Below are 12,997 nucleotides of genomic sequence, written 5' to 3'. Positions count from 1 at the left end.
GGATTATAAGTGCAGTACGTTAAAATAAAAGATTCTATTGTTGAGCAAATTGAGGCTGGGATGTTATCTCCAAGGCAGAAACTTCCAGCCGAAAGGAAGTTAGCTGAGTCATTCGATACCACGCGTGTGACCTTGCGTGAAGCGCTCTCTCTGCTAGAAGCGGAAGGTCGAATTTACCGTGAAGATAGGAGAGGTTGGTTTATCTCTCCTGAACCGCTGAAGTACGACCCAACGCAGACGATTAACTTCCCGAATATGGCGCTGTCACAAAATCGAGTGCCTAAAACGGAGGTCATTTCAGCAAAAGGGACATTGGCAAACAAGCAAGCCGCGCAGTTACTTGAGTTGCAACCGTTCTCAGATGTCTTTCGAGTGGACCGAGTTCGCTATTTAGAAGATCGCCCAGTGGTGTATGTGACTAACTACATTCGCCCGGAACTGTTTCCAAATCTGCTTGATTTTGATTTGTCTAACTCGTTGACGGACATTTACCGCGATCACTTTAGTGTGTGTTATCAGAAGACACGCTACCGAATTTCAACCAGCACTTTGTTAGGAGACACCGCACAGGCACTGCGTGCAACCTCTGGCACACCAGCTATGGTGGTAGAACGGGTTAACTATAACCAGCATGGTGAACTGATTGATTGCGATATAGAGTATTGGCGCCATGATGCCATCAGCATTGAATCAACTGCAGAACTTCAGCGGTAAGCTCAAAAATTTATGGACAAAGGCTTCCAGTTGGAAGCCTTTTTTATAAGGAAATCCTATGTCGCTTTGGGCGATCATTCTCGTTGTTGTATCCGCATTTCTTCATGCTGGGTGGAATCTTCTTAGTAAAAGCAATCAAGCATCTGGTGCGGCATTCTTCCTCTCTAGCGCGACGGCTGCGGCTTTGCTGCTCTCTCCATTTATTATTTGGTATCTGACCATCGTTGGGTTGGATGAATTGTCATTCCGTTTTTGGGTACTACTCGCAATAAGTGGCGTCGCGCAAATGATCTACTTGCTTGGGCTTGGCTTTGCATACAAGCAAGCAGACATAGGGGTGATTTACCCCATAGCCAGGGCGTTACCTGTGCTTATGGTAGGGGTAGGCACCGCATTATTAGGCTATTCAATTACGGGGCAAGCGTGGTTTAGCTTTTTCTTGATAACGGTTGGATGTTTGTTTATACCGCTCGAATCATTTAAGCAATTCAATGTAAAAAATTACGCGAACCTAGGGGTGGTATGGGCGCTTTTTGCAGCGCTGGGAACCGCTGGCTACTCGATCGTTGATAAGGAAGCGCTTTCTCTATTACACCGCGACTTCATGGATATCGTTGGGGATACCAGTTCTGCGGTTTTTTACCTTGGGCTTCAGTTCTGGTCTATCTCGATCGGTTTTGTCGTGTACTTACTTGCGACAAATAACATGCGTGATTTTGTCCAAGCTTGGCAGATTCGTAAGCCTGCTGCGTTGGCCGGTATTATGATGTCTACCACTTACGGGCTAGTGCTTTATGCCATGACAATGACTGAGAATGTCAGTTATGTGGTTGCATTGCGTCAGGTGAGCATTGTCATAGGGATGGTATTTGGGGTGTTTTTCTTGTCTGAGAAGCTAATGCCGACGCGAGTTTTAGGCTCCGGATTGATACTTTTGGGACTGATTTTGATTGTAAACTAGCCAGTAAACCCCCGACGGCTAGGTTAGGGGAAGCGAAAAGTCCATTTTTATTATGATATTTTGTGATGTGTTTATAACAAATCACTCTATTAAATACGAACGGTTATCTTTCTTAATTCAAGAATCAAAGCAACAACCGAATGAAATACGGTTGATTATTGCCGACTGCATAATACACACCAAAATATGTAAAAATTTTTTATGATCAGATGAAGTTTTTACGTTCTAAAAAATTGAATAACAAGAGCAATTTATTCGAAATTATAACGGTCATTTGTTACGTAACATTTATTGAGTCGAGTCGGATTAAACTCGACTTCTGGTAACCAAGGAGTCAGTTATGATTAAGGTATTAAGCTTAGCTAGTTTGGCCCTAGTTAGTACTGTTTCATTTGCTGGGCTTTCGGGTCCATATGAAACAAGAGTAACAGCTAGTAGTATGATGGGCCAACCTGTCGCTAGTAAAGAAGCTGCCTATGCTGCTGGTCGACAAATGCTTATGGATGTGAATAACCAGTCCTCTTACGAGCTTAGTCGCAACATCTCATTTAGCAGTAATGATCTTGTAGATAAACGCTCATTCGAATTACTTGATTCTCAGATTACAGTAAAAGAGGTGATGAATAGCAATGGTGAAGTTGCTTATCAACCTGTTATGAATATCAAGTATACATATCGTTATAGAGATCGTGATTAGTCACTATGAGTACGTTTTTTTGCTAGCATAAAACAAAGCCCCAGATTTCTGGGGCTTATTACATTTGAAGTGGGAGTTAATTTTTAGCTCGCGGCAGCCAGCGCTGGTTTTTGCTCTGTGTTATCCGTGGTTAGTATTTCTTACGCAAACCGTTAGACATATTCGCTGTGGTGAATTGGTGAGTTTAGCTAAAGTGGACTCATAGAAACGACAGAGGTTACGTCCATGAGTTCACACCCATCCTATTGGTTTAAGCAAGCCCTAGAGAGAGAACAACCTATAGCACCCACCCCATTAGACAATGATATCGAAACGGACATCGCCATTGTTGGCGGGGGGTATACGGGGTTGTGGACGGCGATTTTGATCAAGCAGCAATCGCCAAATAAAAAAGTAACAGTGATAGAAAAAGGGTTGTGCGGTAGCGGAGCGTCCGGTGCAAACGGAGGATGCATGCTAACTTGGTCAACCAAATATCCAACGCTTAAGCGATTGTTTGGAGAGACGCATGCAAGTTGGCTGGTGGAAGAGTCAGAAAAAGCGATCTATGAAATTGAAACCTTTTGTCAGGAGCATCATATTGACGCTGAGCTGTTTCGCCAAGGCACATATTACACAGCAACCAATTCGGCGCAAAAAGGCACTCTGGATCCCGTTGTTAAGGAGCTGGAAAAGCTCAACATCAACAGTTGGTTAAAGTGTGATAGTGCTGCTATCGCAGACCTAGCAGGGTCTCACAAGCACATTGAAGGACACTTTTCGCCTGCTTCAGCAAGTGTACAACCTGCATTGCTTGTCAGAGGATTAAGAAAAGTAGCCATAGATTTGGGTGTGGAAATTTACGAACATACGCCAATGACGAAGCTGGATTTTGGTGTGCCTGCAACGGTACACACACCACAAGGCAAGATCGTCGCCCAGAAAGTTGTGCTTGCCCTCAATGCATGGATGGTAGAGCACTTCAAACAATTCAAGCGCAGTATTGTGGTGGTGTCCTCTGATATGGTGGTGACGAAACCAATCCCTCAGCTGCTTGCTGAACATGGACCAGAAAAGGGGGCAACGGTCGTTGACTCAAGGATCTTTGTTCATTATTACCGAGATACAAAAGACGGACGACTAATGTTGGGTAAGGGAGGCAATCATTTCTCTTTCGCAAACAGAGTCGACCCCATGTTCAATCGACCAACTCGCTATTTAAGATTGCTTGAAGAGTCCTTCGTGAAGCTTTTTCCTGCTCTTAACGTGAAGGAGTTCGCTTACAACTGGACTGGGGCATCCGATAGGTCGGCGACTGGATTACCTTTCTTTGGGTGTCTGAGTGGGCAAAGCAATATTGTTTATGGTTTTGGATACTCTGGCAACGGTGTCGCACAAACCCGAATGGGCGGAAAAATTCTCTCGTCATTGACTTTAGAATTAGACAACGAATGGTCACGCTGTGGTTTAGCGAAAGGGCCACTTGGGTCTTTTCCTCCTGAGCCAATTAGGTGGTTAGGGGCTATGATGGTTCGTAATGCGGTTAGACGCAAAGAAACGGCAGAAGATGAAGAAAGGAAACCTAAGGCCTGGGATAAATGGTTAGCTAAGCTAGCGGGAGCGGCAGGTAAAGCCGATAAAATATAATACCGATCATATCGCTGTCATATTGAGTGGGCATGCTAAATCGTTTAGTCGTGCCCTTTTATACCAATCTAAGAAAAAATATGATCTAATTTAAGGCCATTCAACAATAGAATGTATTCGCTATGGATAGCCTCAAGAATATTGATTTTAAAAAGCTCGCAAGCCAGCAGAAATCCATCCAGATGAAAATGAGATTGCTCGCACTTGCTCATTTCAAAGATGGACACTCTCGTACCCAAATCGCCAAGTTTCTTAAGGTGAGCCGAACCAGTGTTAATCGATGGGTTCAAATCTTTCTTGAAGAAGGATTAGAAGGGCTGAAGGAAAAGCCAAGAACGGGAAGACCACCATTATTAACTTCTGAACAAAGGGAGCAATTGAGCCAATACATCAAAGATAAAGCTCATGATACTCAAGGTGGGCGACTGACCGGCGCCGATATCCATGCCTATATTGTGAAAGAATTTGGCCAGCATTATCATCCTGATTCTATCTATTACCTACTCGAGCATATGGGTTTCTCATGGGTCACTTCCCGTTCAAAACACCCACAACAATCCCAAGCGATACAGGAAGATTTTAAAAAAACTCCAAGACGAAACGATCCTTAAGATCCCAGGTCATGTCGCTTTAAAGCATGTCGATATCTGGTTTCAGGATGAAGCTCGATTTGGGCAACAAAATACAACAACACGGTTATGGGCTGAAAGAGGCACACGTCCCAGAGCAGTGAAGCAACAACAGTTCGAATATGCGTATCTATTTGGTTCTGTCTGTCCTCAAAAAGGTATTGGTGAGGCTATCGTTGTCCCATGGGTCAATAAAGACCTCATGATTGAGCATTTAAAGCAAATATCGGCGGTCACTGAAAAAGGACGTCATGCCGTCATCATTATGGATGGCGCAGGATGGCATACAGAAGATATCGCTAATGGCTTTCAGAACATCAGTGTCATCAAACTTCCCCCCTATTCTCCAGAGCTAAACCCTATAGAACAAGTATGGAGCTGGATGAGACAACACTATCTCGCCAATCAGTCTTTTGCGGATTACGAAGACATTGTCTCCAAAGTGTGTAGGGCTTGGAATCGTTTTTTGGCATGCTCCAACAGAGTCACCAAGATGTGTTCGAGAGAATGGGCAGACCTGACCAGTTAATTTTCCAGATTGGTATTATTTAGGAAAAGAGCATTGGATCGTGGTGGCATCTCCCGACTATTTACAAAAACGCTCTTTATCGATTGACGAAATAGCTAACGCGGAAAAAATTGCGACAACGGGTTATACGGAAGGGTGGGCTTATTGGTTTGAGAAGAATGGTTACACAGCAAAGTTCAATAAGCCTAGCTTACAATTTGATCATTCGTCGCTTGCCATACAATCTGCCATGCAAGGTCTGGGAGTGCTACTGGTTAAAGATATTTTGGTTCAAGCAGAGCTAAAGCAAGGGCGCCTTCTACAAGTATGGCAGGAGAAAGTGCCCTGTTTAGGCGGGCACTACGTTATTTGTAATACGCCACAAAAAGCCAGCGCGCATCAGTTCATCAAGTGGCTTAAGAAGCAACTAGCGACTGAAGAAAATGTTATTCACACGGTGGAGCCATATGAATAACGGCTAATCCACCCAGTGATGTTTCGCGATATTTTCGGTTCATATCTTTACCTGTTTGATACATGGTCTCGATCACTTTATCCAATGAAATTAGGCATTTGCTCGTGCGTTTTAAGGCCATGCGAGACGCGTTGATCGCTTTCATTGCACCCATCGCATTTCGCTCAATACAAGGTACTTGAACCAATCCACCAATTGGGTCGCAAGTCATCCCTAATGAATGTTCCATTGCGATTTCAGCGGCAATGCAGATTTGTTCATTGCTGCCTCCTCTTAGGGCGGTTAAACCCGCTGCGGCCATAGAAGAAGAGACGCCAATCTCGCCTTGGCAACCGACTTCCGCACCAGAAATAGATGCATTCGTTTTGTAGAGGATACCAATTGCGCCCGAAACCGCTAAGAAGTCTTTAATCTGTTTTAAATCCAGTTCTTTGATAAAACGATGGTAGTACATGAGCACGGCCGGAATAACCCCAGCGGCACCATTGGTAGGGGATGTAACGACTTGACCGCCTGCTGCGTTTTCTTCACTAACCGAGAAAGCAAACAAGTTAATCCAATCCATAATCTCCATCGGATCGTTTTCAATGGCCGCATTGGCTTCGAGTTTCTTGAGTAGGTTCGGTGCGCGTCTTGTCACATTGAGCCCGCCTTCTAAGATACCTTCGGTCTCAAACCCGCGTTGCATACACAGAGTCATCACTTTCCAGATTTGCTCTGCTTTTCTGTCGATCTCTTCTTGATCAAAAAAGCTTAACTCGTTTTGGAGTATCATACCGCCAAGGCTGAAGCCATTTTTCTCTGCTTTTGCCAGCATCTCCTCGGCATTAGCGAAAGGGAAAGGGACTTCAACGACTTGAGCTTTGCTGCCATGTTCCAGTTCATCTGCCGTCGCAATAAAACCTCCGCCAATAGAGTAATAGGTCTCGATAAAAATTTGCTGCCCATTCCTATCATAAGCACTAATTTGCATACCATTTTCGTGTAGTGGTAAATTTTCGCTATGGAAGAGCAAATCCGTGTCGTAATTAAAGTGAATGGTGTGCTTAGATGCAAAAGCGAGTTGTTGGTCATCAAGCACCTTTTGTAGTGCTTCTTTCGCACTGCCCATCTTGATGGTGTCAGGCTTATTGCCAAGTAGCCCAAGAATGACGGCCCTGTCTGTGTGGTGGCCTTTCCCCGTGAGAGACAGCGAACCAAAGAGATCCACTTGTACACGCTCAACTTTGTCTGCCGATGAAGCAAGAGATTGTGCGAAGAGATATCCAGCAATCATAGGACCATTAGTGTGTGAGCTTGAAGGGCCAACACCCACTTTGAAAATATCAAAAATCGACAGCATAAACTTCTTCCTGTACATCGTTGTTGATATGCCTTGTTATTCAGGCTTATTGTTAATGATAGTCAACATATTTATAACCAAGCTAACGACAAAATTTGATTTTGTACAGTATTAACGCAGTTAGGAGTTTGTAAGTGAGAAGCTGCCAGGCAGAGAACATTAGCGATGTGATCCTCATTCTAGGTAAAAGATTACAAAGCAATCATTTGACAGCAGAAGGGCGCTCAAGAGTTGAAGCGTTACCCAAGTATTTAGAACGGTTTGAACCTGCCCGGACAGCGATTGTGTTTTGTGGAGGGGTGACAGAAGGGCAAACTCGTTCAGAAGCACGTGAAATGCTGAACTACTACCAGCAGCTACAAGGAGAGAGAGGCCCTCAGTCCGCTATGATCATTCTTGAGGATCAATCTCAAACAACCGTCGAAAATGTAAAAAATGCAGCACAAAAAATCATTGAAATCGCAGATAGACAGCAATTGAAAGCATTTAATGTTCACATAGTGAGTAATGACTATCACTTGGAAAGAATATTACAAATCCAGAGTTTGCTGGAAGAGCAAGGTTTATTGAGTTCGTTTATCGAGCAGTGTCAGAACTCAGGGATCACCTTGAGTATCTCTGAAAATCTAAACGATCATTGTAGTGTTCCGTACCCGCATTCAAACCGAGCAGGTGAAACGTTTTTAGCGTTGGATGAACTAACGGTTTACCGAGTGTACCTAGAGGGTTTGAGGAGAAATGCATTTGAAGATATTGATGGGGAAAGGCGTCAACAACCCTATCAAATCGCGACATCAGCGATTTCGAAACTGAAAGTCTTGGTTACTGAGCCAAACTATCTGGAACGAATAAATGTGGTAGAAAGAATAACGGCGAAAACAGCGCTTTCCAATGAAGAGCTGCTCAGTGACTTAGAGCGCTTTAACAAGGAGCTAACCGAACTCAACCGTCTTCTAGACCCTGAGAGAGAAAGCTCCTGACTCAAACTATCACTTTGTATCTGATTGGGTATGGTTTGAACGATAGAACTCCCATTGCTCAACAGGTTTGCTATTAGGTCGAACGCAATAGGTCACACGATGGCCTTGTTCAGTAACAGTGTTCAATTCCCCATTTTGTTGTACACAGTAGATGGAAGCTGGGCTGGTGACTGAGGTGTACTCTTTTTCTTTGTAGTCTTCTAATGTTGTAGCACAGCCAGCTAATAGCATTGTGCCTGCGAGTGTGAAGAAACAAGGTGCGATTTTCATAATATTCTCCCTCTGGGATGTCGTTATTCTGGCATTACTCGATTTCGACCTAAGTGTTTAGCTTCGTAAAGTAGTGCATCTGTTCGTTCGATAATGGATTCTGGGCTTTCGCCACTTGTAAGCTCTGCCACCCCAAATGAAGCACTGATATTGGCGACCTGCTTGCCAGTCCTTTTATCTTTAATAGACAATTTTTCAATCGCGCGACGTAATCCATCTGCGTATTGTCGAGTAATTCGCAGTGATTTGTTTGGTACGATAAGCGCGAACTCTTCACCGCCAAAACGATATGCACAAATGCCATCACGGACGCTTGCCAAAAGCCGTTTAGCGATGGTTTTGATCACCGTATCACCAAACAAATGTCCATAGGAATCGTTATGGTTTTTGAAATGATCAATATCGACCAGAATTAAACACATTTCTTGGCCAGAATCACACAAAACTTTTAAATCGCGATCAAAGGAACGGCGGTTATAAAGGTCGGTTAAACTGTCAAATAACACATTTTTTTGAACGTCAGCGAGCTCTGATTTAAGGCGCTGAATCTCTTTACTGGCGTTTTCCAATTGACGGTTTAGGAATTTGGTTGACAGTCTGATGTCTTTTGAATCTTCAACGAACTGGTTTACCACGTCCATCACTTCGGCCAATGACATACTTTCATCTTGAACTTTTGCGAGATTATTAAAGCTTTTATCTATCGCCGCAGAAAACACAGAAGTATCAGCCAGAGTGTCCGTCATGGACGATGCCACTTCGCCAACCAATACTTCAATATTTGCTCGCAAGTTATTAACATCCGTTTCTTCTTTGCGTGCTACGTAACTGTTGTATAGCTTCGTGTTGGTCGCGGGTGGGCATATACCGTAGTTTTTTAAGACATCATCAAGCGCAATATTCAACTGGGGAATGGAGCGATCGACATACGTGTACCACAGGGCATAGTTTGCAGGTGTTGCTGCCACGTGATTTTTCATCATCAGCGGGACGGCTTTTTTTAGATTTTCAGTGGATCTCTTGAAAGTATCGTCGGTCATTGTTGAGATAATTCTTAATAAACTGCCAGTTGGTTTAAGAGTAACGGATTTAGCATAAGAGTGCTTGGTTAAACATCAATAAAATGTGTGCAATCAATGATATTTTTATATTTAAAGGCAATTGTACTGAATAAATGTGCTACAAAGTTTATAAATTGGTGAATGCTAGACATCTACAGATATGCGCTTAGTGACATCGCCTTTTGCAAGTTCATCAGCTCCACGTAACATCGCCTTAATTAAATCCCCAGCATTGAACTTCTCCAGTGCTTCGTGTGCGCCCACTTGCTGTGCTCGTTGGACACAGATCTCACTGGATAACGATGTATGCAGAATGATGTAAGCATTGTCTAAATCGCTGTCATTTTGGGTTTCGAACGCGAGCTCATATCCGTCTAGTCCTGGCATTTCGATATCGCTAACCAGTAAGTTAATCGCTCTATTTTGAGCGGATTCATTACGCATTAATGTCAAGGCCTCAAGGCCATTATTACAAATCTGGTAGGGAATGTTGATGCTATCTAAAGCGTCTGATAACTGTTTTCTGGCGATGGATGAGTCATCAACCAGTAAAATATTCAGCGCTTTTAATCTCTCGCGCTCTACATCTGTCAGCATGGGGATGTTTGTAGATTCATACTGTGGATAAATCTTAGACAGCAGTAATTCGACATCGAGCATTTGGATGATTTGATCGTTATAGCGCGTGATGCCTGTAACGAAGATGTTTTTCCCTGCGGACGTTGGCGCTGATTCTATCGTCTTCCAGTCACACTCGATAATCTTCTCGATGGAACGCACCATGAATGCGACGACCGTGCGTAAGCAATCTGTCACGATAAGATAGCAAGAGTCGTATTCCTCTGGCTGAATTGGCCTAAACCCAATGGCTGCCGGCATATTAATCACGGGGATTGTTTTGTCACGAATAGTGACGGTTCCAACCACGTGATGATGGGAGTAGGGGATTTGCGTTGTTGGCTGGAATGGAACAATCTCACGTACTTTTAGCGTGCCGATAGCAAATAGCTGCTTATTGTTTGTCAATGTAAACATCAACATACCTTGCGACTGATTTGCTTTGCTTTCGATCTTAGCCATGGAAGTTCTCGTATACTCATAAAGGAGAGATTGACCTTCAATATGAACGAAAATAACAGCTTGTGCAATCAAGCGAACTCAAATTCGTCAATGACTGAGCAATGGATCGATGTTTGTTTCAACACATACTCAATACGAAGGTGAAGAGTGCGCGATAATTAGATACAATCGCGCGCAATTAAGTAGTACTCACAGGCAAGACAATGGCAAATACCGCAGCTGCACTTCATATTTTGGTGAAGCACAAAGAACAAGCAGAAGATATCATCAAGCAACTGAAGAAAGGCGCAAAGTTTCAAACGTTAGCGAAAAAGTACTCGACCTGCCCATCTGGCAAACGTGGTGGTGAACTGGGCGAGTTCAAACGCGGCCAAATGGTCCCTCAGTTCGATAAAGTCTGCTTTTCAGGTGAAACACTGGTTCCTCACCTAGTCAAAACCAAGTTCGGCTGGCATGTAGTGAAAGTTCTTTATAGAACATGATAGTCAATTAAGTCCGCATAGACATTACCTGCGGACTTATCTTCTCCCTAAACATCCTCTGTCCTTACTGATTCATACATAAGCCAACATCATGGTAGGCACGATTTGATACACGCCGTGCGAGGCTAGAAGTAAGAACATAAAAGGTCGTAACCCAGCCGATATCTTGTCTGAATAGTCCGCCAGCCCATCAAAATCTCATTTGGCTTACTTTTTCTGATGCCTGTCATGCGCTATATAATTGAGACAACCTAAATTTTTAAGTCATGGGGCAACGGAATGGTCAGCTTAATACTTGGTTTAGTCTTGTTTCTTGGAGTCCACTCGATTTCGATTATCGCGCCAGCGTATCGGGAAACGTTAGTGACGAAAAATGAAAAGGCGTATAAAGCCGCTTATGCCTTGCTGTCGTTGTTAGGTCTCTACCTTGTTGTTGCTGGATATGGAGCGCTCAGGGTAGAGCCGAGCGTTATATATCTTGGTGTTCAATCGTTAAGGCCATTAGTCTCTATTTTGATGCTGGTCGGATTCATCTTATTTTTGGCTCCGTACTTCCCCGGAAAAATAAAATCAGTCACAAAAAATCCGCAGTTATTGTCCGTGATACTTTGGGCATGTTCCCATTTGCTAGTGAATGGCAACGTAGCCGAAGTGCTGTTGTTTGGATCTTTCTTACTATGGGCGGTCGTTGATCTTATCTCGATGAAAAAACGCCAGCAAAGAGTAGTGTCGCCTTTAAAGGATTCTTGGATTAATGACGTGCTAGTAGTGGTAGTTGGAACGGCTGTTTTTGCACTATTTGTTGTGTTTTTGCACGGCTATTTAATCGGTGTTCCTTTAATGAGTTGATGGTCACTATGTTGGCCCTGTTTACTTGAACCAAATTTGCGCCAAACAGTGTCAAAGGCTATTAAAATGGTTTCTAACAGAACTGCCAGACTATACGATGAGTTAATCCAATGCCCGTTTCAGTCCTGACACATAGGAAGGAAACTGCGAAATAGTATTGTGACCTGCACCAGTAATGACAACGGCCTCTATCAACTGATCGTCAAACTTAGCGACGAGTTGATTGGTTCTAGCTCGTGGGATTACCTGATCGTCTTCTGCAATGAAGATATAGGTTTGAGCCGTAATATTCTTCACCCTATCCGCAGAACGGTATCTGTCTTTGATCAATAATGAAATAGGGAACATCCAATAAATATCTTTTGCGACATTTTCTATGCTATCAAAGGGCGTCACCAATATTAGTTTGTCTACTTGTCGGTTCGCTGCTACATAGGTGGCAATACCTGAGCCCAAGCTCCGGCCCATCAAGGATATTGAATCATGTTTACTCTCAATCAGCTGAAATATCTGCATAGCATCGCGATATAAAGCCTTCTCAGTAGGCGCACCTACATCATTGCCATAACCCCGGTATGGGATCAGATAGATGGTATAATTTGGGATAACTGACTTGAAGAATGGAATATTGGCTTCGATACTTTCCGCGTTCCCACCGTAATAGATTAACGCTTTAGGTTGACCTTTATTGAGTGCCCACCCAAACCTTTGTTTGCCATCAACCACGAAGCTGGTATTCATCTTGCCATAAACATCACTGGTAGGCTGGGGGAAGTACAGAAACCGACGTTGAAGGGAGTAAAAAGTAAGCGCAGTAAGTGCGTAGCACACCACCAAAGTAACCAGTATGCTTTTCATTCCCGCCACCTTTCTTGTTTGAACTTATACCAGTAATAGACGAACGCATAAATAGCTATATTGACTCCCAAAGCGGTGATACCCAATAACACTTGGACATCAAAGCTCAACCCTGCCGGATAAATAATAGGAATGATATAGTGCTCGACAAACCCTCCCGGATAACCTTCGCCACCTGCCGCATGTCTCAATTGGTTTTCCAATGGCGTTAAAGGGCAGATCCAGCCTTTGAAACTGATCACGGCAACCCATAGTGCTGCGGGGACATGGACAAACAACATATAGCCGCGCCATAGCACCAGCAAGCCCCCGAGCAACGCGAAGACGATAAATACGAGGTGAAGTATCACAACAAGATCGGCCAGCATTCGATAAATCATAAGCTACCATCCTTACCCTTGGTTAAAAATAGCTTATCAAAACAATAACGGTTATCCACATTGAGCGTCGAGTTTGAAAGTTATA

General features: G+C 43.6%; 15 protein-coding genes. 9 read left to right on the top strand and 6 right to left on the bottom strand.

Annotation, left to right across the window (positions count from 1 at the left end; genetic code table 11):
• Positions 1–9 precede the first annotated feature (9 nt).
• From phnR to NP165_RS14275, 6 genes are all read left to right on the top strand, one after another.
• Positions 10–714, top strand: coding sequence for a phosphonate utilization transcriptional regulator PhnR (phnR, locus tag NP165_RS14305; protein ID WP_257086403.1), 705 nt, complete (start codon positions 10–12; stop codon positions 712–714).
• 58 nt (positions 715–772) lie between these two features.
• Entirely contained in the window at positions 773–1,675 is a 903-nt protein-coding gene (locus NP165_RS14300; protein WP_257086402.1) for an EamA family transporter, read from the top strand.
• 340 nt (positions 1,676–2,015) lie between these two features.
• On the top strand, positions 2,016–2,372 hold the full coding sequence (locus tag NP165_RS14295; protein ID WP_257086401.1) for a DUF3316 domain-containing protein: 357 nt from the start codon (positions 2,016–2,018) through the stop codon (positions 2,370–2,372).
• Positions 2,373–2,597: 225 nt separating this feature from the next.
• A complete protein-coding gene (locus NP165_RS14290; RefSeq protein ID WP_257086400.1) occupies positions 2,598–3,998 on the top strand; it encodes an FAD-dependent oxidoreductase in 1,401 nt (466 codons plus the stop codon).
• A 122-nt stretch (positions 3,999–4,120) separates the two neighbouring features.
• Positions 4,121–5,156 (top strand): IS630 family transposase gene (locus NP165_RS20100; protein WP_371133672.1). Its coding sequence is split into 2 segments (ribosomal slippage): positions 4,121–4,579 and positions 4,581–5,156, totalling 1,035 coding nucleotides; the frame shifts between segments, so codons are not numbered across the junction.
• A 40-nt stretch (positions 5,157–5,196) separates the two neighbouring features.
• On the top strand, positions 5,197–5,610 hold the full coding sequence (locus NP165_RS14275; protein WP_257086399.1) for a LysR substrate-binding domain-containing protein: 414 nt from the start codon (positions 5,197–5,199) through the stop codon (positions 5,608–5,610).
• Here the strand turns inward: NP165_RS14275 and NP165_RS14270 are convergent.
• Complete coding sequence (locus NP165_RS14270; RefSeq protein WP_257086398.1) at positions 5,582–6,952, bottom strand: L-serine ammonia-lyase; 1,371 nt, start codon at positions 6,950–6,952, stop codon at positions 5,582–5,584. The two genes, NP165_RS14275 and NP165_RS14270, sit on opposite strands and share 29 nt — an antisense overlap.
• Before the next feature lie 134 nt (positions 6,953–7,086).
• Between NP165_RS14270 and NP165_RS14265 the strand changes: the two genes are divergently transcribed.
• Positions 7,087–7,932, top strand: coding sequence for a YdcF family protein (locus NP165_RS14265; protein WP_257086397.1), 846 nt, complete (start codon positions 7,087–7,089; stop codon positions 7,930–7,932).
• Positions 7,933–7,941: 9 nt separating this feature from the next.
• Here NP165_RS14265 and NP165_RS14260 read toward each other — a convergent pair whose 3' ends face one another.
• The 3 genes from NP165_RS14260 to NP165_RS14250 form a co-directional block, all read right to left on the bottom strand.
• The gene (locus NP165_RS14260; protein ID WP_257086396.1) at positions 7,942–8,202 is read right to left on the bottom strand and encodes a putative hemolysin; all 261 of its coding nucleotides are present in this window, start codon (positions 8,200–8,202) and stop codon (positions 7,942–7,944) included.
• A 23-nt stretch (positions 8,203–8,225) separates the two neighbouring features.
• Entirely contained in the window at positions 8,226–9,242 is a 1,017-nt protein-coding gene (locus tag NP165_RS14255) for a GGDEF domain-containing protein (protein WP_257086395.1), read from the bottom strand.
• Between the two features lie 165 nt (positions 9,243–9,407).
• Positions 9,408–10,343 carry a chemotaxis protein gene (locus tag NP165_RS14250; RefSeq protein ID WP_257086394.1) on the bottom strand — a complete coding sequence of 312 codons (936 nt, stop codon included), beginning with the start codon at positions 10,341–10,343 and terminating at the stop codon, positions 9,408–9,410.
• Positions 10,344–10,546: 203 nt separating this feature from the next.
• Here NP165_RS14250 and ppiC point away from each other — a divergent pair, with 203 nt between their 5' ends.
• Entirely contained in the window at positions 10,547–10,825 is a 279-nt protein-coding gene (gene ppiC / locus NP165_RS14245) for a peptidylprolyl isomerase PpiC (RefSeq protein ID WP_257086393.1), read from the top strand.
• Positions 10,826–11,104: 279 nt separating this feature from the next.
• On the top strand, positions 11,105–11,674 hold the full coding sequence (locus tag NP165_RS14240; protein WP_257086392.1) for an NnrU family protein: 570 nt from the start codon (positions 11,105–11,107) through the stop codon (positions 11,672–11,674).
• Positions 11,675–11,776: 102 nt separating this feature from the next.
• On the opposite strand, the gene NP165_RS14235 is transcribed toward NP165_RS14240, so the two are convergent.
• Positions 11,777–12,532, bottom strand: a complete 756-nt coding sequence (locus tag NP165_RS14235) for an alpha/beta hydrolase (RefSeq protein ID WP_257086391.1) — start codon at positions 12,530–12,532, stop codon at positions 11,777–11,779.
• The gene (locus NP165_RS14230; RefSeq protein WP_257086390.1) at positions 12,529–12,912 is read right to left on the bottom strand and encodes a DUF2784 domain-containing protein; all 384 of its coding nucleotides are present in this window, start codon (positions 12,910–12,912) and stop codon (positions 12,529–12,531) included. Before NP165_RS14230 ends, NP165_RS14235 begins: the two co-directional genes overlap by 4 nt.
• Positions 12,913–12,997 lie beyond the last annotated feature (85 nt).

The organism is Vibrio japonicus (genome assembly GCF_024582835.1).
Taxonomy (GTDB): domain Bacteria; phylum Pseudomonadota; class Gammaproteobacteria; order Enterobacterales; family Vibrionaceae; genus Vibrio; species Vibrio japonicus.
Note: the sequence above shows the minus strand (reverse complement) of the source record. Positions and strands in the feature narration are given on the sequence as shown.